This is a genomic window from Pseudomonas sp. NPDC089407, from assembly GCF_044900445.1.
GTDB lineage: Bacteria > Pseudomonadota > Gammaproteobacteria > Pseudomonadales > Pseudomonadaceae > Aquipseudomonas.
Map to the genome: position 1 here is coordinate 125,351 of NZ_JBJDNB010000004.1, position 21,566 is coordinate 146,916.

A 21,566-nucleotide genomic window follows, 5' to 3' on the forward strand; every position below is an offset into this window, starting at 1 on the left:
CGTACCTCCTTAGCGTGGATCATGGGTGCTCGCGCCATCATTTCAGCCCGAGTTGTTTGCGCATGCGCAGGGTGATGGACTGCCGCACCTTGCCCATGTCGGCCCAAGGGTCGTCAACCTCTGCCAGGCGCTCGCGCACGTTGCCGATGGTCCACTGGTTGGCACCTTTAAGCTGGGCCAGTTCTTCGCGCCAGACGGGCACCGAAACCGGCAGGCCCTCACGCGCTCGCAGCGAATAGGCACAGGCGGTGGTAGCGCCCTTGCCGTTGCGCAGGTAGTCGATAAAGATACGCCCGACCCGATTCTTTGGCCCGGACACCGCGGTCAAGCGGTCCGGGAACAGTTTGGCCAGGTAATTGACGATGGCATGGCTGAAGTCTTTCACCTCGTCCCAGCCGGCCTTGCGGGTCAGCGGCACCATCAAGTGAATGCCCTTGCCACCGCTGGTCTTGATGAACACCTTCAGGCCAAGCTCGTCGAGCAGGGTGAGGGTCAGCTGGGTGGCTTCCAGCATGGCCTTCCACGGCAGTGCAGGGTCCGGGTCGAGGTCCAGTACAAAACGGTCCGGTTTGTCGAAATCCTTGTCGGTGCCGTTCCAGGTATGCAGTTCGAGCATGTTCATCTGCACTGCACCCAACAAGGTATCCGGGCGATTGATGACCATTGCCGCCTGGCCCGCCTCGGCTTTTTCGTAACTGAGCACGTTGGGGATATGCAGCTGGCCAGCGTTCTTCTGGAAAAACAGTTCGCCAGCCAGGCCTTCAGGCGCGCGAACCAGCGCTACGGGGCGGTCCTTGAGTTGCGGCAGGAGCCATTGACTGACTTCGGCGTAATATTCGGCGACATCGCGCTTGGTCATGCCGGTGCTGGCATCGATGACACGCTCTGGGTGGGTGAGGCGCAGGTCTGCCAAGCCTTGCGCCGGCTTGGATGCATGGTTGGCTTTGGGCACGGTCTTGCCGGGCATGGCGCGCTCCAGGTCGATGGCGGTGGCGGGCTTGTCGTCACGCAGGCCGTGAAATACCGAATGGCGTACGATGCCGTCACGGGTCATCTGGGCGTAGGCGACTTCGGCGAGCAGTTGTGGTTTTAGCCAGTGAACACCGCGCGCTTCCGCCCCTGTGGGCGGCCTGGGGAGGGCCGGCTTGGTGATCTCGAGGGGTTTGAGGCGAGCGTGGATGCTGTCCAGAGTAGTGGCACTGAAGCCGGTGCCGACCTTGCCGGCATACCGCAGCTCACCGCTGTCGTTGTCGTGCAGGGCCAGCAGCAACGCACCGAAGCCGTTGCGGCTGCCTTTGGGGTCGGTGAACCCGACGATCACGAACTCCTGGCGTTGCTTGCACTTGAGCTTGACCCAGTCGGCACTGCGGCGGCCTACGTAGGGGCTGTCCACGCGCTTACCGATCAGCCCTTCGAGCTGCAGGCGGCATGCGCTGTCCAGCAGTGAGTCGACGGGCTGATCGAAATCGGCGGAAAATTTAAGGTTGTCGGCGTCGTTGTGCTCCAGCAACTGGCGCAGCGCCTCGCGGCGCGCCTGCAGCGGCACCTGGCGCAGGTCGCGACCGCCGAGAAAGGGGAGATCGAACAGGTAGTAGGTGATCTGCTCGTCGCGTTCGGTATCGAACGCATTTTGCAAGGCCTGAAAATCCGCCACGCCCTGTTCGTTGTTGACCACCATTTCACCGTCCAGCCACGCGGAGTCAACGCCCAGGTCGCGCAACGCAGCCACCTGTGCGGGCATTTTGGCGCTCCAGTCATGGCCATTGCGGGTGAACAAGCGAATGTCATCGCCTTCGATACGAGCCAGGATGCGGTAGCCGTCGAATTTGACTTCATAGCGCCAGTCGCCAGCGGGTGGCGAATCAACCAAGGTGGCCAGTTGTGGTTGCAACAAGTCTGGCAAGGGAGCTTTCTCGCCGGTACTCGCCCGCTCGAGGGTTGCCGGTTTGGCTTTGGCGATTTTTGCCGCGCTGCGTTTCGGCACCAAGGTACGCTCGCTGATGACACTGTCAGGCTGGGCGTCGACGATGCTGTATTCGCTTTCGCTGCGGGCCTGGCTGTCCTGTGACTTGACCAGCATCCACTGTTCTTTCTTGCCGGCCAGGTGGGTACGAAACAGGTTCCACACGCCGCTGAGCTTCTCGCCCTGCAACCGGAAGCGCAGTTTGCCCTTGGCATAGGCTTGCTGGGCGTCACCTTCCGGTTCCCAGATGCCTCGGTCCCAGACGATCACGTCTCCAGCCCCGTAATGGCCTTCGGGAATATTTCCCTCGAAGTCCGCGTAGTCCAGGGGGTGGTCCTCGACGTGCACGGCCAAGCGCCGCACTTTCGGGTCCAGCGATGGCCCTTTGGGGATTGCCCAGCTTTTCAGCGTGCCGTCCAGTTCCAGGCGAAAGTCGTAGTGCAGGTGACTGGCGTCGTGTTTCTGGATACAGAACTGCAACGCATGGGCGCGTTTGCTGCGGCTACGCTTGCCACTGGGTTCGGGTGTGGCGTTGAAGTCGCGCTTGCGCGCATATTCGTCGAGCGGCTTGGCCATGGCGGGCTCCGGAGCGATCGCGGTCTTATCGTTGGGAGCTGACGACGCAGCGCGTAGTTCAAAAAACCGTTTGGGCTTGCAAAAAAAACTCTGAATCATCCGAGGCTTGCAGGAGTCGACCGTGGGTAAGCCAACTGATGGAGACAATCATGTCCAGACCTGATGATCCGAAACCCTATACCCCAACTGAAATCGACACGATCGAGGACCGCATGGGCAGTGTTCACGAGCTGGATTTCAGTGAGCGCCGGGATGATCGCGAGGGGCGGGCAGGGGATGAACGCCCGGAGCAGGAAATTGCCGAAGAATTTCCGGCCCGGCGAGTAGCAGAGAGTGGGATGACCGGTGGCGAAGCGCTGACGGACAGTCTGCACGAGGACAATGTCACTTATGACGACCTTAGCCCGGATACATTGCTGGACGAAAGCGGCGCTCGTGACCCACACGAGCCTGGCCACGGCGGGCCAGCGGACCAGAGCCTGCGCCATGTGGACGCCGAGGAGATCGGTGGTGGTATTGGCCTGGATGAGGCCGAGCTGGCCCGTTCAGCGCCGCTGGATGGCAAGCCCTGGACCGATGATGTGATCGACGAAGACGAGGAGGGTAACCGATGAGCGAATTACGATGCGCTTGCAGTGAATGTTCCTGCACCGTGGATGCTGCCCCGCAAAATGGCAAGGCTTATTGCTGTGAAGCGTGTGCAACAGGGCACCGGAACGGTGAGCCGTGCCGTATGCCAAGTTGCAATTGTGCGCAGGTAGCCCAGCCGAAGGAAACCAACGTGGACAATGCCCTCGACGAAACCTTCCCTGCCAGCGATCCAATTTCCCCCTGACAACCTCGTTGCTGTTGCTGTTGCTGTTGCTGTTGCTTTTGCTTCTAAGCGCGCGATAGTCCAGGCGACACAGATTGCGACTTCAGGAGGCCGAGCGAAGGGCTTGCGGAGGGAGGTGACGGGCATGGATGCCCGTCAAGCGCTGAGGCCCCAGGGATGGGGCCTGCAGCGCGTACTCCCGGGAGCAAGTCCGTAGCGAGGGGACCCCGGAGCGAAGCGCAGGGGCCGGATGACGGGAGCCAGCGTTTTTTGGTTACTTTTTGTCGCGTTTGACAAAAAGTGACCCGCCGTAAGGGCGGAAAGGTGACTAAGCGCCACCTGCGCTAATGAATGTCTACTCGATATGAGTGCCCACGGCTCAGAAGCTCAGAAGCTTAAGCGCCGGTTTTGATAAAGCGAAAAGTCCATTTGCGATGGCGACGCTTACTCACCTTTTCGCCCTTACGGCGAGTCACTTTTTGTCAAACGCGACAAAAAGTAACCAAAAAACGCTGGCTCCTATCATCCGGCCCCTACGCTTCGCTCCGGGGTCCCCTCGCTACGGGCTTGCTCCCGGGAGCACGCGCTGCAGGCCCCATCCATGGGGCCTCAGCGCTTGACGGGCATCCATGCCCGTCATCTCCCTCCGCAAGCCCTTCGCTCGGCCTCCTGAAGTCGCAATCTGCATCGCCTGAGCTATCGCGCGCTTAGAAGCAAAAGCAACGGCAACGGCAACGGCAACGGCAAATATTATCTGGCGGTGATTCAGTGGGTTTGCCAGATACCGTTGCTGCGTTCACAGTCGGAACGCGCCTGGCCCAGGCTTGGTGTGTCGTAATAGTAGGTTACCACCCGCGCATCCTTTGGCAGGCTCGGGCGTGTCGAGGGCTCGTCGTTGCCAGTCGCCTTGGGGTTGGCCAGCGCTTCCTGGGTCAGGGGGGCAATGCAGCTGCCCACGCTGCCATCAGCACACCGCGCCACCTTGTGCTTCTGCGAACTGAGCATCTCCTTGCTTTCATTGCTGCATGACCAGCTCAGCGCTTCTGGGGGCATGTTGGCGTAGCTGTAGCACGTATGTTGCTCCACCGGCTTCACCGCTTCGCTGGATGATCGGGTCATCACATCACACGCTTCAGCCAACGCTTCACCGCTCGCCAAGCTCGCAAGCATGGCAATCATGATAAAGGCACGCATGCACACCTCCCGGCCGTGGCCGTGATTGATTTCAAGCTGGCTTCTCGCGCCGGCGCATGGCCTTGGCGCGTTTTTCCAGCACCACGTACGTGATGACTGCCAGCACCAGGGGTATCAGGTAATACAAGGTTCGGTAAGCCAACAGCGCTGCGACCAGGCTGCCCTGAGCCATCTGCCCATGCAGCAAGCCGAGAAATACCGTTTCCAGCACGCCCAGCCCAGCCGGGATATGGGCAACAACGCCGGCCACGCAACTGATCAGCAGGATGCCCAGAATGGAGGGATAGAAAGCCTCACCGGGTAACAACCAATAGATCAACAGGGCCATCATGGCCCAGTTACTCGCGCCCAACGCAACCTGGCACAGCGCCAGGCGCAGGGAAGGCAAGGTCAGTTCATGATCGCGCCAGCGCCAGGTGCGTTTTTTTGCCAGGCCGCAGGCCAACAGGTAGCCGAGTGCTATCGCCACCAGTATGAAGCCGATCAGCTGCAGGCCGGTGGTGCCCACGGCCCAGTTGGCCGGCAGTTCCACCAGACGCAGCGCAAACACACCGCCCGCCAGCAGCATGTAGCCCATCCAGTTGGTCAGCAGGCCCAAGGTGAGAATGCGGGTAATGGTAGGCGTATCCAGGCCCAGCCGACTGTACAGCCGATAACGCAAGGCAACACCGCCTACCCACGTGGTGAAATTGAGGTTGAAGGCGTAGCACACGAAGGCGACTGGCAATACCTGCCGTGCCGGCAGCTTGTGCCCCGTATAGCTGCGCGCAAGCAGGTCATAGCTGGCAAAGATCAGGAAACTGACCAAGGCCATCAACAGGCCCACTGCCAGCGTTCCTGGCTTGTAAGCCAGCAAGGATTGACGCACTTCGTTCCAGTCCAGGTTGCGCGCCAGCATGAACAGCAACGCTGGCACCAGAATCAGGAAAAGTACGGTGAACAGGCGCTTGGCCCAGGTTTGCCAACGCTTTCGCTCCATCAAGTATTGCCCTCGTGCAGGTTGCCTTGCGTCTCGATTTCAGGCTGCAATGATTTGATGCGCTTGCGGTGCGCCGGAAACCAGCCAGCAATCCTGGGGAAGTGACGAACCACGTGGAAACTTATGAAAATCAGCGGGGCGCGCCACCAGTAACCACGAATCATCCGCTCCAGAGTGACCGGCTTGCATTGTTCATTTGCCAGCGATTGCAGATGCTGATGCAGCTGCCGGGTAAACGCGCGGTCGCGGATGAACAGGTTGGCTTCGAGGTTGAAAGACAGGCTCAACGGGTCGAGGTTGCTTGAACCGACCGTGGCCCAGTCATCGTCCACCAGCGCTACCTTGCCGTGCAGCGGGCGCTGGCAGTATTCATGGATGCGCACACCGTCGCGCAGCAGGTAGTTGTAAAGCAGCCGCGAAAGGGCGCGGACCCAACGCATGTCAGGTTGGCCCTGCATGATCAAGGTGACGTCCACGCCACGGCGCGCGGCGTTGCGTAACTCGCGCAGTAGACGATACCCGGGGAAGAAGTAGGCGTTGGCTATCACGATGCGTTGACGCGCGCCGCGCAGCGCTTCCAGGTAATAGGCTTCGATGGCCGTACTGCGTTGACCATTGTCACGCTCTACCAATACGGCAGTCATGTCACCGGCAGGCTCGGTGACCGGGCGCACCTCACTGGGGGGCTCGAGCACTGGCGACATCAGTCGTCGGCTCACTGCATGCACCTGCGCCACCACGGGGCCGGTGACCTCGACAGCATAATCCTGCTTGGCCATGGGCCCGAAGTCCCCCAGGTGGTCGGCGCTGTAGTTGATGCCCCCGATAAACGCCCGTTCGCCGTCGATGACCACGATCTTGCGGTGCAGCCGGCGAAACAGGTTGGTGCGCATGCCAACCAGCCGCGGCTGGGGGTCGAACAAGTGAAAGCTCACGCCGGCATCGGTCATGGCTGCGACGAACTCGGCAGATAAATCAGCGGTGCCATAACCGTCTGCTACCACTTCGACTCTAACCCCGCGGCTGGCGGCGTCGATGAGCGCCCGTTGCAGCTGCTGACCCACCTTGTCGTCATAGATGATGAAGGTTTCCAGCAAGATCTCTTCCCGTGCCTGGCTCATGGCCTCGAATACACGGGGGTAGAACGCTTCGCCGTTGATCAGCAGTTCTACGCAGTTGCCACCTACCCAAGGTCTTTTCACACGATGATCTCCGCGGCAAGGGGTGCATGATCGGACAGATGCGACCACGGGTAACTGGACAGCACCTGCGCTTTGCCAGGCATGGCGTTGCGCACATAGATGCGGTCCAGGCGCAACAGCGGCATGCGCGCCGGAAAACTGCGAGCGGGTGTGCCGAAGCGTTCGCCAAAGGCCTCGACCAGCCGCTGCGACAACACCGCGTCTGCTTTGAGCCGCCAGTCATTGAAGTCGCCGGCAATGATCACCGGGGCCTTGGCGGGCAAACGTTCGAGCAGTTCAAGCAACAGCTTCACCTGGCTTTGCCGGTGCGCTTCACGCAGGCCCAGATGCACACAGATGGCATGCACCTGCTCGTGGCCCGGTACTTCCAGTTGGCAATGCAGCAAGCCGCGTTGCTCGTTGCCGTGAACAGAGACGTCGAGGTTGTCGAATCGGGTGATCGGAAACTTCGACAGCAGGGCATTGCCGTGATCACCATGGGGGTACACCGCATTACGCCCATAGGCAAATTGCGGCCACATGCTGTCCGCCAGGAACTCGTACTGGGGGATTTCCGGCCATGCCGGGTGGCGCACGGCATGCTGTTGGTGGCTTCCATGCACCTCCTGCAGAAACACCAGGTCGGCACCGGTGGTGCGCACGGCTTCACGCAGTTCTGGCAGGATGAAGCGACGGTTGAAGAAGGTGAAGCCCTTGTGAACGTTGAGGGTGAGCACATTGAGCCGATGAACTGCTGTGATCTTGTCGATGATGCAACTGGGTGCGGGCAGGGTTCTGTTCATAGCTGCACCTGCGGTTCGACACCAGGTTCGGTCATCAGGTCATGGTCCAGGTGCAGTTTTTCCAGCAGGCGCCGGGCGTCATAAGGGGCATGCACTTTCTGGTCGTTGTCGAAGTAACAGTACACATCCCGCGAAGCGCGATGCGGCGGCGGGCCTGGCACGATCAGCGCGGCGTCATCGGCCTGGCTGCCTTGGCTCCATTGTTGAATGCGCTGCTTCCAGCGGCGCAGTGCGCGCACGGTATAGCCGCTGCTGTACAGTTCCACGTCACCGTGCAGGCGCATGTAGACGAAATCGGCGGTCACGTCTTCGACGTACGGCCATTTGCCGGCGCTGTCTGCAACCACCAACGCTACGTGATGCTTGCGCAACAGCTTGACAAAGGCTTCGCACAGAAAGCTCTCATTACGTATTTCAACGGCATGGCGCAGCGGACCGTTACCCTGGATCGCGGTGCCACCATTGCCCTTGAGACGTTCGGCGCAGCCTTCGGCAATGTTCCGCGCAGCCTCTCGGTCATGCGGCAGCAACGCCAGGAAAGCGCTGAACAGCGGTTCGTCATACTTCATGTTGGGCGGGAACTGCCACAGTATCGGGCCGAGCTTTTCGCCGAGCAGCAAAGGCCCGGAGGCAAAGAAATTGGCCATCGGTTGTTCGATGTCCTTAAGGCGCCTTACATGGGTGATGTAGCGGGGGGCTTTGACCGAGAACACAAAATCGTCCGGTGTAGCCTGGGCCCAGCTACGGTACCGCTCTGGCGTCTGCAGGCTATAGAAAGACCCGTTGATCTCGATGGTGTTGACCGCCCGTGAAGCGAACGCCAGTTCATCGTCCTGACGTAAGCCAGCGGGGTAGAAATCCTTGCGCCAGGGGCCATAGCGCCATCCTGAAATGCCGACACGCACTTCGCTCACGCTGCCTCCTCATCTTCTTGTTACACGGTTCATCATTTGCGACCGGTGCAACTGCTCAAGGGTTCCAAGCGCAAGGATCGACGGCGGCCTGCGGGGGCGAATTGAACTTTGCTGCCCCTTGCGATTCCACCCTTTAGCAGCCAGGACTCCCGTTCACTGGAAGAACCCTCTGCATCAGCCTGGAGGAACGCATGGCCAGACATATCATCCATTTCACCGGCCCGATCAACTCATCTACCTGTGGCAACCTCATCAGCACCTGTTCGAAGGCCCTGCAGCAGGGGGCCGAATTGCTGCAATTGAATATTGCCACCATGGGCGGCGAGTGCAGCTACGGCTTCACCCTGTACAACTTCCTGCGAGGGCTGCCGGTGCCCTTGCATACGCACAACCTGGGCACCGTCGAGTCAATGGGCAATATCCTGTTCCTGGCGGGCGAGCAGCGCACTGCCTGTGCCCACAGCAAGTTCCTGTTTCATCCGTTTCACTGGACGCTGCATGGTTCTGTCGACCACGCGCGCATGGCTGAATACGCCATGAGCCTGGATTATGACCTGCGGCTCTACGCGGAAATCGTGGCGGAACGCACCCAAGGCAGCAGCGAGGTGCTGGATGTGCCCCGTTACTTGATGGCCTATCCGCGTATCCTCGCACCTCAGGAAGCACTGAAAAGCGGCATGATCCATGCCATCGACGAAATGCCGATCGACCCGGATGCGCACCAGTGGAGCGTGCATGCGTGACGCGGTCACTGCCGTTTGGACCTGTCCATTCCCGTTAACGACGTGATCCCTGTACTGGCCCTTTCGCGGGTGAACCCGCTCCCACAGGTACTGTGCGGGCCCCAGGCTGTCGCGGTCCCTGTGGGAGCGGCCGTGGCCGCGAACACCGGCACAGCCGGTGCCATGCGGCGCTCAACGCACCGAAGCCGCTGTAGCTTGATCGCAGGCCAGCAGGGAGCGAATCAGCAACCTGATTTCACCCTTGAGTACCGGCATATGGTCGAAATGGGCGAAACGGCAGTCTGCTATTTCGTGCAGCGCGGTAGGGTGAGGCGCATCGGCAAACTCCGCCTCGAATACAAAGTGGGTACGTTCCGGCGTTTCATGACGCATCAGCAGGGTCAGGGTTTGCGCCTGCAGGCCCGTTTCCTCCAGCAATTCGCGCTCGGCCGCCTGCTGCGGTGATTCACCGGGCTCCACTTTGCCACCCGGCAGGGTCCAGGCGGCGTTGGGCTTCCTGACCCACAGCCATTTACGGGCATGCTTGCCATGGCGGCATATGACGGTAGCGCGAGGTTTGACCGGTTTCATGCTTACTCCTGGTGACGCCTATTCCTATAAGGAATTAGTCACCAGAAGCGCAAGGAACGTTGTGTTTAATGCAACTGGGTTCAGACGAATGGTCAGTAGGGCTCCGACCCGTGCAGCCCCTCGATTGCTTCCACCAGTTCGTCATAGCCTACGGGTTTATTCAAGTGGCGGTCGAAGCCTGCTTGCCGGGACTTGTGCTGATCCGCGCTGGCGCCATAACCCGTCAGCGCGATTGCCGGGGTGTGCCGCAGGTGGGCAAGCCCGCGAAGTGCCTTGACAAGCGCATGGCCGTCCATGCCCGGCATGCCGATGTCGGAGAGAATGATATCGTAGGTTGTGCTGGCTGCAGCTTGCAAAGCCTGGCGGGGGTCGCTGTAGGCGCTGACCTGTGCACATTCCATCTCCAGCAGTTCTTTCATCACCTCAAGCACTTCTGCAGAATCGTCGACCAGCAGGACATGAATGCCGTCGAGCCGGCCGGTCGCCTGAACCTTATCTGCTGCGGTCTCTGGCCGACGGCCACCCTCGTAAAGGGGTAGCGTCACGGAGAAGGTGCTGCCTTTGCCCATGCCCTCGGAATGCGCCCGTACGCTACCACCATGGGCCTCGACCAGTTGTCGCACCAGCGACAGGCCGATGCCCAGACCTTCACGGTTGTGGGTGCCCGTTTGCGGTGTGGCCTGGCTGAACAAGTCGAAAATATGCTCCAGGCTATTGGTGTCCAGGCCAATGCCCTTATCTACCACACGCAAGGTCATCTGCTCATTGCCATGGCTCAGCACCAGGCGAATAAGCCCACCAGCCGGGCTGAATTTCAAGGCGTTGTGCAGCAGGTTCCAGACAACCTGTTCCAGGCGGGTGATGTCGCCCTCAATGAGCACGGGCAAACCGTCTGCCGGCAACTCAAGGGCGACGCTGCATACGGGCTGCTCGCTCAGCACCACGGTATGAATACCCTGGACTATGGCAGAGAAATCTACAGGTTCGGTCTTGAGCTTGAGCTTGCCCGTGCGAATACGGGCAACATCGAGCAGGTCGTCGATGATGCGCGCCTGGCTGCTGACCGCTTCGCGAATGGTGCCCACTGCCTTGCTCGCGGCCGGAATGTGGGCAACTGACGGCAGCCGTCGCAGAATCTCTGCGTTGAGCTGGATCAGGTTGAGCGGATGCTTGAGTTCGTGCGACATGATGGCGAAGAACTCGTCCTTCATGTGGCTGGTGCTCTGCGACTCGGCCAGCTGCTTGGTCTGCTCGTCATGCAGGCGCTTGTGCCCGGTCAGGTCGCGGGCAATCTTGACATAGCCGCGCAAAGTGCTGCCCTTGAGCCGAGAGATTTCTCCGCTGGAATAGAACCGGCTACCGTCCTTGCGCACATGCCAGCGCTCGTCCTGGCTGCGCTCGTTGATGCGCGCGGCGTGCAACTCCTGTTCGGGAATGTTGTGCTGGCGGTCTTCGTCGGTAAAGATCAGCTGGTAGTGCTGGCCCAGCACGTCGGCCTTGCTGTAGCCAAAAATCAAAGTGGCGCCTGTATTCCAGTCGGTGATCAAGCCTTGCTCGTCGAGCAGGATGATGGCGAAGTCATGGGTGCTTTCGGCCACCACCCGCATGCGCTCTTCGCCCAGGCGCACGCGTTCTTCGGCTGCCCGGCTCTTGCTGATATCGATGAAGGTCAACACAGTGCCGTCGATCTTCTGTTCGCTGGAGCGGTACGGCAGCAGCCGCGCCAGGTACCAGTGCTGATCCTGGCCACCCACTTCACGCTCGATGATGTTTTCGCCCTGGACCACCGCGCGCGCATCATCGGCCAGCGCCGGGTAGTCGAGGCGGTGGGTGATGTCCAGCAACGAACGACCGGTGTCGACCGGCAGCACGTTGAACAAGTCGCTGGCGCGCGGGGTGAACCAGCGGATGTGCAGGTTGCGATCGACAAACACCGTGGCGATGTCCGTGCTGGCAATCAGATTGCTGAGGTAGTCGTTGACCTTGTCGGTTTCCTCGACCTTGTTCTTAAGCTCGTAATTGACCGTGAGCAGCTCTTCGTTGATGGACTGCAACTCTTCCTTGCTGGTTTCCAGCTCCTCGCTGGCCGAGCGCAGCTCTTCGTTGATCGCCTGCATCTCTTCATTGGAGGCGGTCAGCTCTTCACTGGAAAGTTCCGACTGTTCGATGGTTTCCTGCAATTGCAAACGGGTGCGCTGCAGCTCGCGTTCGAGGTTGTTGAGGACCATGCTGTCGGTCTGGCGAATGGAACCGGGCAGGGGGATCGACGGGTCCGGCGCGCGCTCCTCGAACACCACCAGCAGGTATTCACCCGCGCTCATTTCATCTTTGTGCGGTTGCACGGTTATTTCGACCTGCACCCGCTGCTCGCCTTCCCCCAGGTCCACTGGGCGTGAGGTAACCGCCTCGGTGCCTTGGCGGGCCTGGAACAGGGTACTGCGCAACGCCAGGCGCAAGCTTGGCAACACCAGATTCAGCAAATTGCGGCTAAGCTCGCCGGCGCCCAGCTGCATGAAACGGCCGACGCCGTCGCTCAGGTGCAGGATGGCGCCTTCACCGTCGATGATCAGGCTGGGCGGGGTACGGCGCGCCAGCGCACGGTGGTGGAGTTCGGCATAGGCCGGCTTGCGGCCGGTTTTGCGCTTGCCCTGCGCTGGCGGCAACAAGTGGGCCAGGTCCGGGCCTGGCAATTGGCGGGCCGGGCGTCGTCCGGCATTGCTGACATCACGGGCACGGTAGATGCGGTTGCGTTTGTCGACCACGGCAAACAGCTCCGCAGCGATGTCGGCAGATTCGGATGAGCCGAGGAACAGGTAACCACCGGGCCGCAGTGCAAAATGGAACATGCGCAGGATGTCTTGCTGGATCTCACGGTCGAGGTAGATCAGCAGGTTACGGCAGACAATCAGGTTGATTTGCGAGAAGGGCGGGTCAGACAACAGGTTGTGGCGCGCGAACAGTACCTTTTCGCGGATTTCCTTGCGCACGCGGTAATGCTGGTCTTCCTTGACAAAGAACTGGCGCAGCCGTGAGGGCGGCACATCGGTAATGATTGCCTCCGGGTAGGAGCCCCCCCGAGCGATACCGATCGCACGCTCGTCAAGGTCGGTGGCAAATACCTGCACTTGACTGGCGCGCTGCTCAACTGCCAATTGCTCGCTTACCAGCATGGCCAGGCTATAGGCTTCTTCGCCGGTGGAACAACCGGCAGACCAGATGCGTATCTCACCGGCGCTCTCGTTGGGCTCTGGCTCGCTGACCAACTGCGGCAGCACATGGCGCTCAAGCGCCTCGAACGCTTCGCGGTCACGGAAAAAGTTGGTCACGCCGATCAGCATGTCGGCCAGCAATTGCGCCGACTCATCGGCGTGCTCTTCCAGATAACGCAGGTAGGCGCCGAGGTCAGCTTGGCCGGTGACATGCAGCCGCCGCTCGATGCGGCGCAGCACGGTGGCGCGCTTGTAATGCTGGAAATCATGCCCGGTAGTGCTGCGCAATTGCAGGAGGATTTCTTCCAGCAACGGGTCGGAAGCTTGCGGGTCGCCTACACGGGTGCCCAAGGCAGGTGGCAGGGTATCGTCCTCGATCTGCGGCAGCCTTACCCGGCTGGCGTTCTGCCACAATTCCAACAGTTTTTGCGGTATCTCGGCGGCCGGCAAAATGACATCGACCATGCCGGTCTCTATCGCCGCGCGCGGCATGCTGTCGTATTGGGCGTCGTCCGGGGATTGCGCCAGGGTAACACCCCCTTGCTCCTTGATCCGCGACAGGCCGACCGCACCATCGGCACCGGTGCCGGACATCACCACGCAAAACGCGTGGTCCTTGTGCACGTCTGCCAGGTCGCGGAAGAACAGGTCGATGGCGACATGGTCTCCGCGGCGCCGATTGGCGGGCGCTACGCGCAGGTATCCATCGTTGGTCGACAGCCGGTTTGCCGGCGAAATCACATACACATGGTTGCGCTGTATCGGCACCGGCTCGGTAACCTGACGCACCGGCATGTCGGTGGTCTCCTGGATGATGCGATCGGCAACGCTCTGGTGATCAGGCGACAGGTGCAGGACGATGACGAATGCCATACCCGAGTCGGCAGGCATTTGCCGGAACAAGGTACAGATTGCTTCCAGCCCCCCCGCCGAGGCACCGATACCGACCACCGGGAAATTCAGGTGACTGGTCGTCAGGTTAGGGTTCTGCGGAGCAGCGGGCTGGCTAGCAGTCGACTTCATGGCGGTGCCTTATACAGACCTGAAAAATGGCCCATCGACGCATCGCCGGGCTGTGTCGGGCCCATTATAGGCAGGCTTGCAGCGCCGCCGCGACTGCCTGGAGTTTGCACCAACGAGCGGCGCGCCAATGTACCTGCGAGCAATCATTTGGCGCCACTCGTCCGTTAGCGACATAACAGAAGGAGCACTGCGCCCGTGATCAGGTTCGGAGTTAGGGCACGGCACATCACCGTGACTACTTCCCCATCGCAAGGAGAAACGACATGGCTAGAGATCAGGACCAGACCAGCCAACGTGGCGGAACCAAGGAAACCAACCCGGGCAACTTTGCCAACGACCGCGAAAAAGCGTCCCGGGCGGGGCAGAAAGGTGGCCAGGCTTCTGGCGGCAATTTTGCCAATGACCGGGAGCGTGCTTCCGAAGCAGGCCGCAAAGGTGGGCAGAACAGCCACGGCGGCGGTCGTAACCCGTAAACGGCCATTTTAACGTGTATGGTTTGCCTGGCGGACATTCCGCCAGGCAACCCTTCATGCGAAGGGTCTTATATCTTTTTGAATTTTTCTGCCAATGCCCGACTCCATGAGAAGTCATCCATGGAAAAGAGGAGGGCTCAGCAATGCCTAATCCCCAGCTGTACATCATTGATTACCTGCTGCACGGCAAGCCTCGCAGCTTCATCATCCGTCTGGAACGCCTGGACAATGCCGAAGCCTGGCACTGGGCCAGTTGCGACGCAGGGATTGGCATCATTCCCAAGTTCGGCCGCGAAAAGATCCGAAAGGTGAGCAGGCCCATGGCGGAGCGCTATGGGGTGACCGAAGTGAGTTGGCGGGAATCAGGCAGCAAGCCTGGCCGCTCGGTTGAAGACCCCGCCACCATTGCCTGAAACCGCCTGCAACAGCATGTTCACGGTCACGCCCCGGACTCGGGATCACTGGCCGGTACGCCGGGCCGGTTTTGCTCGTCATCGGTCAGGTCAGGGTCTGTATCCGGGTCATCTACCCGATCATTGCGCTGATCGGGTTCAAGCTCAGGCCAGTCGTCCTGCACGTTGCCGCCGCCCATCCATCGTTGGTTGTTCATGCCTGCCTCCGTTTCGCTAAAAAAGGCCCGCCTCGGCGGCGGGCCAACACAGGAGTGAGAGGCGAAGCCATTGACCACCCCTCATGTGTTAAGAGCCTCAGTCAGGGCCAGCGCTCCCATTATCTTCTTCGGTGTCTGACCAACGGTGTCAGCTGCCGGTGTATTTGACCGCGGCGGCAGTGCGTGACGAAACACCGAGTGCCCTAAGCAGGGAGGACACATGTATCCGCACTGTGAACGGCGAGATATCCAGCGCCTTGGCGATTTCCTTGTTGGTCTTGCCCTGGGCTATCAGCCGCAGCACCTCGTGCTGGCGTTGGGTAAGCTGTTCCACCGCGCATTCGCCGCCCATGTCGGGCAACAGCCCTGAGGGTGCATACCTGACCAGCACCTCGCCTTCGCGTATGGCCAGTATGGCTGCGCCGATCTCGTCGGCAGCAATGCTCTTGCCGATAAAGCCATCTACGCCGGTAGCCATGACCTGCTCGACCACACCGGGGTCATCGACCATCGACACGATGATCAGGGTAGTGCGCGACAACTGCTTGCGCAGCTGCACCAGGCACTCGACGTCGACCAGCCCCGGGAAACGCAGGTCGAGGATCAGGGTGTCCGGGACTTCGCCGGTATCGGCCAGCGCGAGCACTTGCGCAAGGCAACCCGCTTCTTCCACGCAGGCCTGCGGTAACACGCACTGCACCGTGCGCGCCAAAGCCTCCCTGAAAAGCGGATGGTCATCCGCCACGATGATACGACACGTCACGCGTGGCTACTCCCTGTGGCCGTGAGTGGGGTGGTCCATGTTAACTTAGCAGCCACGGACAAAGGGTGCTGCCTACGGATGGCGGTAATGCGACCCCGTGCACAGGGACACTGGCCATGCAACCGGATAGCCACAACACCAACAACACCACCAACAACGAACTCGATCAAGCCAACCTGCGCGTCATCGTTGCCTGCTGCGCCCTGGTCTACATGACCGTGCTGGGCTTTCTGCCGGGCAGCTCGCATGCGCCATACCTGCCGGTCATCTACTACATCAGCGCTTTTGTGCTGGTATCCATCGCGTTTCGCCAGGCCATCGCCCATTGGCCAGGGCATTACCCTTGGCGACGGGTGCTGGGCATGGTGCACGACTACACCGGTACCTGCTTCGGGCTGGTGGTGGGCGGCGAGGCGGCGCTGCCGATCTATGCGGTGATGGTGTGGGTGAACCTGGGCAACGGCATGCGCTTCGGCTCGCGTTACCTGGTCATTGCCACGGTGCTGGCGCTGGCGGCATTGCTGGTGGTGTATCAAATCACCCCTTACTGGCAGGCCAACCCGTTCATGGTACTGATGTTGCTCACTACCAGTACGGTGATCCCGATCTATGCGCACCTGCTGCTGGAGCGAACGCGCAAGGCTTCGGAGCAGGCCGCAGCAGCCAACCGCGAAAAGTCCCGCTTTCTGGCCCAGGCCAGCCATGACCTGCGCCAACCCATTCACTCTATCGGCCTGTTCACCGCCTGCCTGCGCGAGTCGCAACTGGGCAAGGACGAACGGCGGCTGGTCGACAGCATCGACCGTTCGCTGCTTAACGTGTCGCAGCTGTTTCGCTCCATTCTCGACCTTTACACCCTCGACAACGGCCGTGTGCAACCGCGAAACGAAGCCTTTGCCCTGGCTGCATTCCTGGCCGACCTGGTGCGCCAGAACAGCGAGGCCGCCCGTTGGGCCGGGGTAGAGATACGCTTGCGCCCCTGCCGTTACTGGACCTGTGCCGATCGCGGCATGCTGGCCACCATGGTGCAGAACGTACTGTCCAACAGTTTCAAGTATGCGGCCCATCGGCCCTTGCTGTTGGGGGTCCGGCGCCGTGCCGATGGCCTTGCCATCGTGGTCTACGACCAGGGACGGGGCATAGAAGAAACGCACCAGCGGCTGGTGTTCGAAGAGTTCTACCGGGTGCGTCAGGTACGCGACAAGGATGTCGAGGGGGTGGGCCTGGGTTTGTCGATCGTACGGCGGCTGGGGTACCTGATGGGCCTTGAGGTACAGTTGCGCTCGCGGCCAGGGCACGGCACGGCGGTAAGCCTGCAAGGCTTGCCCTGCCTGGCTGCGCAACCAGCCCAGGTGGCGGATGAGCGCTCGGCTGCAGCCGCCGGCCTGCTCGGCGGGTTGCGGGTGTGCCTGGTTGAGGACGACCACAACGTGCTGCGGGCGACGTCGGCGCTGTTGCAGCGCTGGGGGTGCGAGGTTGAAGCGCACAGCTCGCCGGTGGGTCTGAGCAGTGATTGTGCGGTAATTGTCGCCGATTATGACCTGGGGCAGGAGGCAACCGGGGTCGATTGCATCGACCGGCTGCGCGCCGAGCGCGGCTGGGAAGTGCCGGCGCTGATCATGACCGGGCATGATCCGGAAAAAATTCAGGCAGTGGTGCATGAGCGCAATATCACCGTGCTTTCCAAACCGGTGCGCCCGGCTGAGTTGCGTGCGGCCCTGCGCGCATTGCGCGAGGCGCCGGCGGCGCCGGTCGGCTAGACCGGCGCGAGGGCGCAGAGGCTGTGCGGGGGGTTATTGCAGGATGATGGCCTGGCCTTCTTTCATGCACGAAGGCGTGGGTTGGTACAGGCCCATACCGCCAACCGCGACGATGGCACCGCTGGGCATCTGGCACTCGTACTGGCCTTTGGCGGTGGTGGCGGTGTAGTAGGTGAGGGTGCTGTCACTGCGCACGTCGGCGACTTTCGAGACCTTGGTGTTGAGGACGAATTCGGTGCGCTGCTTGAGGGTGTCTTCGGAAGGGTTGATGGTCTGGCAGCCGGCGACGCCGACCAGCAGGGCGGCACTGAGGACGAGCTTGAAGGGGTGCATGATGGGGACTTCCTTGGCGTTGTTCTCACTGGACTATAACGCCGAGGGGGTGGTGGGGCGATTAGGGCAGATGTACGAGGTGGCCCTTGGCCTTTATGTAGCCTGTACCGGCCTCTTCGCGGGTAAACCCGCTCCTACAACGAACGAAGTCCCATGTAGGAGCGGCCTTGTGTCGCGATGGGCTGCGGAGCAGCCCCAGGATTTCAGGCTGGTGCACAAATTGCCGGGGCTGCTTTGCAGCCCATCGCGACACAAGGCCGCTCCTACAGGTTCTGTGTACGCCTGTCAGCGCCTTAGTCGGGCTGTTTCAACACCAAGGTCAGAATGTCATAACTGGCCACCAGCTCGCCCAGCTGGTTGGTCACCTCCACATCCCACGCCACCACACCCTGCGGCTGGCCCAGCGGGCTGGTCTTGCCCTGGTCGATCTTGCGCTTGCAGGTCAGCCGCGCCTGGATGGTGTCACCAATGCCCACCGGGTTGATGAAGCGCAGGGTATCCAGGCCATAGTTGGCCAGTACCGGCCCGGCACCTGGTGAGACAAACAGCCCGGCCGCCGCCGACAAGACGAAGTAGCCGTGGGCAATGCGCTTGCCGAACTGCGACGCTTTGGCGGCAATCTCGTCGAAGTGCATGTAGAAATGGTCGCCCGACAGGCAGCCGAAGTTGACCAGGTCGGCTTCAGTGACCGTGCGGCGGTGGGTCAGCAGCGACTCGCCGATACGCAGCTGCTCGAAGTAGCGGCGGAACGGGTGCACCTCAGTTTCGATCACTTCGCCACCGCGCACGTATTCGCCGGTCACCGCCGTGAGCATGCTTGGCGAGCCTTGCACGGCGGCGCGCTGCAGGTAGTGCTTGACTGCGCGCAGGCCGCCCAGTTCCTCACCACCGCCCGCGCGGCCCGGGCCGCCGTGTTTGAGCTGCGGCAGCGGCGAGCCGTGGCCCGTGGACTCCTTGGCAGCCTCGCTGTCGAGCACCAAAAGGCGGCCATGCCAGGCAGCAGCCACCGGGATGGCCTTGGCGGCGATGCTGCGGTCGGCAGTCACCAGGGTCGCCACCAGGCTGCCCTTGCCACGGGCCGCCAGGGCCAGGGCCTCGTCCAGGTCGTCATAGGCCATCAGCGTGCTGACCGGGCCAAACGCTTCGATATCATGGGCGCCGCCGTCGGCATGCGGGTCGCGGGCCTGCAGCAGGGTCGGGGCAAAGAAGGCACCCTCGGCCACGCCTTCGCCACGCGGGGCAAAGCCATCGCTGGCGCCGAACAGCTGGTCGCAACTGTTGAGCAGGCTGCGCACCCGCTCGGCCACGTCGTGCTGCTGGTCATGGGAGGCCAGGGCGCCCATGCGCACGCCTTCCAGCGACGGGTCACCGACCACCACCTTGCTCAACCGCTCGCGCAGGCGCGTGGCCACCGCGTCGATGTGCTTGGCCGGCACGATGGCGCGGCGGATGGCGGTGCATTTCTGCCCGGCCTTGGTGGTCATTTCACGCACCACCTCCTTGATGTACAGGTCGAACGCTTCGCTGCCCGGGCTTATGTCCGGGCCAAGGATGGCGCAGTTCAGCGAGTCGGCCTCGGCAGTGAACGGCACCGAGTTGCGGATCAGGTTCGGCGTGACCCGCAATTTGGCGGCGGTGTCGGCAGAACCGGTGAAGGTCACCACGTCCTGGCCTTGCAGGCGGTCGAGCAGGTCGCCGGTGCTGCCGATCACCAATTGCAGGCTGCCTTCGGGCAGCAGGCCGGAAGCATTCATCAGGCGCACCACGGCTTCGGTCAGGTAGCTGGTCGAAGTCGCCGGCTTGACGATGCACGGCATACCGGCCAGGAAGGTCGGGGCGAACTTTTCCAGCATGCCCCAGATCGGGAAGTTGAAGGCGTTGATGTGCACGGCCACGCCTGCGCGCGGCACCAGGATATGGCTGCCGGCAAAATGGCCTTGCTTGCCCAGCGGGATCGCCGGGCCTTCGTGTACCAGGTTGCCCGACGGCAGTTCGCGGCTGCCGATGCCGGCATAGGCGAACAGCGTGGCATTGCCGCCTTCGATGTCGATCCAGCTGTCGGCACGGGTGGCGCCGCTGTGGTGCGACAGGGCGTAGAGCTGCTCCTTGCGTTCGGCCAGGTACAAGGCCAAGGCCTTGAGGCGTTGCGCGCGTTGCTGAAAGTCCATGGCCATCAGGCTGGCCAGGCCACGGGCACGGGCAAAGTCCACGGCTTCGGCGAAGTCCGGGCGCTCTTCATGGCTATAGGCAAGCACATGGCCGTCGAGGGCGCTGCGCAGGGCCTGGGCGCCGTGCTGGCCAAGCCAGCGGCCGGCGATGAAACTCTGCAGGGTAGGGGCGGCAGACATGCTGTTCTCCGTGCTGTTGAAAATGTAGGGGCGTGCGGTTACCACAGCGCCAGGGTGTAGCCGATGATCAGGCGATTTTCGTCCACGGCATTGGTCAGGCCATTGCCGGAACGGAAGGTGACGTTGCGCCAGCGCAGGCTGACGTCTTTGAACGGGCCGCTCTGGATGACGTAGGTGAGGTCGGTGTCGCGTTCGCGCTCGCGGCCATTGCTGACCGTGGCGGTTTCGGCGTGGCGGCCATCGGTGTAGCGGGTCATGAAGCTCAGGCCGGGGATGCCCATGGCGACGAAGTCGTAGTCGTAGCGCACTTGCCACGAGTCCAACCCAGCGCGGGTGAAGGTGTTGTAGGTGACCAGGTTGACGGTGAACGGGTCGCCACCGTTGACGAACGGGAACGCGCTGTCGCCGGACATCTGCTGCCAGGTCGCGGTGAACTTGTGCGCCCGCACGCCGAGGGTGAACATGGCATTGAAGTTGCGGTTGTCGATGTTGCCGGCGCGTTCGGCACCGTCGTTACGGCTGTCGAAATAGCGCAGGTCGCTGCGCAGGCTTATGCCCTCGGCCAGCGTGCGGGTGTCGACCAAGCCGACGAATTGCTGGCGGTAGATGTCTTCCAGCTTGGCGTAGTAGTAACTGACGCTGGTTTGTGGGGTAATGGCGTAGCTCCCGCCGCCAAAGTCCAGGTGGTCGCTGGCCGCCGCGCCATAGCCGATGTCGTCGCGCCCCGAGGAATCGCGCAGGTTGGCCTGGGTCAGGCGGCCGGCGTTGAAGGTCAGGCCTTCAAGGTCCTGGCTGGTCAGCAAGCCACCCTGGAAAGTCGAGGCCAGCAGACGCGTGTCGTTGTACACCACCACTGGCAGGATCGGCTGCAAGGTGCCCAGGCGCAGGGTGCTCTTGGACACCCGTACCTTGCCGGTCAGGCCCAGTTCGCTGTAGTCGTCGACCGGTTCATGGCTGTTCGGGCCGAACGGCAGCAAGCCGGTGTTGCGCCGGTCGCGGCTGGAATCGAGCTTGATGCCCAGTTGGCCCATGGCGTCGACGCCAAAGCCGACTGCGCCGTCGGTGAAACCCGACTCCAGCTTGGCGGTAAAGCCCTGGCCCCATTCCTCGGCCTTGGCCTGGGGCGCGTTGCTCTGGCGGAAGTCGCGGTTGATGTAGTGGTTACGCAGCTCCACCCGCGCGTGGCTGTCGCCGATAAAATCGGCCATGGCCGACATCGGCAGGGCGAGGGTGGCCAGCCAGGCGGCTGACATGAAGTGTGTGCGGTTCATTGTTGTTGTTTTACCCGACATGGTGGTTCGTCCTTGAAG

Annotated in this window: 19 protein-coding genes; 6 read left to right on the forward strand and 13 right to left on the reverse strand. The window is 61.7% G+C overall.

What is annotated here, in order from left to right; genetic code table 11:
* Nucleotides 1-37: 37 nt before the first annotated feature.
* A complete protein-coding gene (ligD, locus tag ACI2KG_RS04910) occupies nucleotides 38-2,539 on the reverse strand; it encodes a DNA ligase D (protein WP_404661026.1) in 2,502 nt (833 codons plus the stop codon).
* Between the two features lie 149 nt (nucleotides 2,540-2,688).
* Here ligD and ACI2KG_RS04915 point away from each other — a divergent pair, with 149 nt between their 5' ends.
* Together ACI2KG_RS04915 and ACI2KG_RS04920 are read left to right on the forward strand one after the other, a co-directional pair.
* A complete protein-coding gene (locus tag ACI2KG_RS04915; protein ID WP_404661027.1) occupies nucleotides 2,689-3,153 on the forward strand; it encodes a phosphotransferase system, HPr-related protein in 465 nt (154 codons plus the stop codon).
* Complete coding sequence (locus ACI2KG_RS04920; protein WP_400618691.1) at nucleotides 3,150-3,374, forward strand: metallothionein; 225 nt, start codon at nucleotides 3,150-3,152, stop codon at nucleotides 3,372-3,374. The genes ACI2KG_RS04915 and ACI2KG_RS04920 overlap by 4 nt, the downstream gene beginning before the upstream one ends.
* Before the next feature lie 744 nt (nucleotides 3,375-4,118).
* Here ACI2KG_RS04920 and ACI2KG_RS04925 read toward each other — a convergent pair.
* The 5 genes from ACI2KG_RS04925 to ACI2KG_RS04945 are packed head-to-tail and all read right to left on the reverse strand — an operon-like array spanning nucleotide 4,119 to nucleotide 8,424.
* Nucleotides 4,119-4,547 carry a hypothetical protein gene (locus ACI2KG_RS04925; RefSeq protein ID WP_404661028.1) on the reverse strand — a complete coding sequence of 143 codons (429 nt, stop codon included), beginning with the start codon at nucleotides 4,545-4,547 and terminating at the stop codon, nucleotides 4,119-4,121.
* A gap of 31 nt (nucleotides 4,548-4,578) precedes the next feature.
* Nucleotides 4,579-5,526 (reverse strand): lysylphosphatidylglycerol synthase domain-containing protein, encoded by a 948-nt coding sequence (locus ACI2KG_RS04930; protein ID WP_404661029.1) that lies wholly within the window; start codon nucleotides 5,524-5,526, stop codon nucleotides 4,579-4,581.
* Nucleotides 5,526-6,728, reverse strand: coding sequence for a cardiolipin synthase ClsB (clsB, locus tag ACI2KG_RS04935; protein WP_404661030.1), 1,203 nt, complete (start codon nucleotides 6,726-6,728; stop codon nucleotides 5,526-5,528). The genes ACI2KG_RS04930 and clsB overlap by 1 nt, the downstream gene beginning before the upstream one ends.
* Nucleotides 6,725-7,510, reverse strand: a complete 786-nt coding sequence (locus tag ACI2KG_RS04940) for an endonuclease/exonuclease/phosphatase family protein (protein WP_400618679.1) — start codon at nucleotides 7,508-7,510, stop codon at nucleotides 6,725-6,727. Before ACI2KG_RS04940 ends, clsB begins: the two co-directional genes overlap by 4 nt.
* Nucleotides 7,507-8,424, reverse strand: coding sequence for a DUF72 domain-containing protein (locus ACI2KG_RS04945; protein WP_404661031.1), 918 nt, complete (start codon nucleotides 8,422-8,424; stop codon nucleotides 7,507-7,509). Before ACI2KG_RS04945 ends, ACI2KG_RS04940 begins: the two co-directional genes overlap by 4 nt.
* Nucleotides 8,425-8,615: 191 nt before the next feature.
* Here ACI2KG_RS04945 and ACI2KG_RS04950 point away from each other — a divergent pair, with 191 nt between their 5' ends.
* A complete protein-coding gene (locus tag ACI2KG_RS04950) occupies nucleotides 8,616-9,167 on the forward strand; it encodes an ATP-dependent Clp protease proteolytic subunit (protein WP_404661032.1) in 552 nt (183 codons plus the stop codon).
* A gap of 171 nt (nucleotides 9,168-9,338) precedes the next feature.
* Here the strand turns inward: ACI2KG_RS04950 and ACI2KG_RS04955 are convergent, their stop codons facing one another.
* Both ACI2KG_RS04955 and ACI2KG_RS04960 read right to left on the reverse strand, forming a co-directional pair.
* A complete protein-coding gene (locus ACI2KG_RS04955) occupies nucleotides 9,339-9,737 on the reverse strand; it encodes an NUDIX hydrolase (protein WP_400618671.1) in 399 nt (132 codons plus the stop codon).
* A 92-nt stretch (nucleotides 9,738-9,829) separates the two neighbouring features.
* Complete coding sequence (locus tag ACI2KG_RS04960) at nucleotides 9,830-13,969, reverse strand: CheR family methyltransferase (protein ID WP_404661033.1); 4,140 nt, start codon at nucleotides 13,967-13,969, stop codon at nucleotides 9,830-9,832.
* A 263-nt stretch (nucleotides 13,970-14,232) separates the two neighbouring features.
* Here ACI2KG_RS04960 and ACI2KG_RS04965 point away from each other — a divergent pair, with 263 nt between their 5' ends.
* Entirely contained in the window at nucleotides 14,233-14,442 is a 210-nt protein-coding gene (locus tag ACI2KG_RS04965) for a general stress protein (protein ID WP_400618665.1), read from the forward strand.
* A 143-nt stretch (nucleotides 14,443-14,585) separates the two neighbouring features.
* Nucleotides 14,586-14,855 carry a DUF6555 family protein gene (locus tag ACI2KG_RS04970; protein ID WP_400618663.1) on the forward strand — a complete coding sequence of 90 codons (270 nt, stop codon included), beginning with the start codon at nucleotides 14,586-14,588 and terminating at the stop codon, nucleotides 14,853-14,855.
* 26 nt (nucleotides 14,856-14,881) lie between these two features.
* Here the strand turns inward: ACI2KG_RS04970 and ACI2KG_RS04975 are convergent, their stop codons facing one another.
* Together ACI2KG_RS04975 and ACI2KG_RS04980 are read right to left on the reverse strand one after the other, a co-directional pair.
* Entirely contained in the window at nucleotides 14,882-15,052 is a 171-nt protein-coding gene (locus ACI2KG_RS04975; RefSeq protein WP_404661150.1) for a hypothetical protein, read from the reverse strand.
* Between the two features lie 148 nt (nucleotides 15,053-15,200).
* Nucleotides 15,201-15,815, reverse strand: a complete 615-nt coding sequence (locus ACI2KG_RS04980) for a LuxR C-terminal-related transcriptional regulator (RefSeq protein ID WP_404661034.1) — start codon at nucleotides 15,813-15,815, stop codon at nucleotides 15,201-15,203.
* 116 nt (nucleotides 15,816-15,931) lie between these two features.
* Here ACI2KG_RS04980 and ACI2KG_RS04985 point away from each other — a divergent pair, with 116 nt between their 5' ends.
* The gene (locus ACI2KG_RS04985; RefSeq protein ID WP_404661035.1) at nucleotides 15,932-17,575 is read left to right on the forward strand and encodes a hybrid sensor histidine kinase/response regulator; all 1,644 of its coding nucleotides are present in this window, start codon (nucleotides 15,932-15,934) and stop codon (nucleotides 17,573-17,575) included.
* A 33-nt stretch (nucleotides 17,576-17,608) separates the two neighbouring features.
* Here the strand turns inward: ACI2KG_RS04985 and ACI2KG_RS04990 are convergent, their stop codons facing one another.
* From ACI2KG_RS04990 to ACI2KG_RS05000, 3 genes are all read right to left on the reverse strand, one after another.
* A complete protein-coding gene (locus ACI2KG_RS04990; RefSeq protein WP_404661036.1) occupies nucleotides 17,609-17,908 on the reverse strand; it encodes a hypothetical protein in 300 nt (99 codons plus the stop codon).
* 293 nt (nucleotides 17,909-18,201) lie between these two features.
* Nucleotides 18,202-20,256, reverse strand: coding sequence for a phenylacetic acid degradation bifunctional protein PaaZ (gene paaZ / locus ACI2KG_RS04995; protein ID WP_404661037.1), 2,055 nt, complete (start codon nucleotides 20,254-20,256; stop codon nucleotides 18,202-18,204).
* 38 nt (nucleotides 20,257-20,294) lie between these two features.
* Nucleotides 20,295-21,527 (reverse strand): OprD family porin, encoded by a 1,233-nt coding sequence (locus ACI2KG_RS05000; RefSeq protein ID WP_404661038.1) that lies wholly within the window; start codon nucleotides 21,525-21,527, stop codon nucleotides 20,295-20,297.
* Between the last annotated feature and the right edge of the window lie 39 nt (nucleotides 21,528-21,566).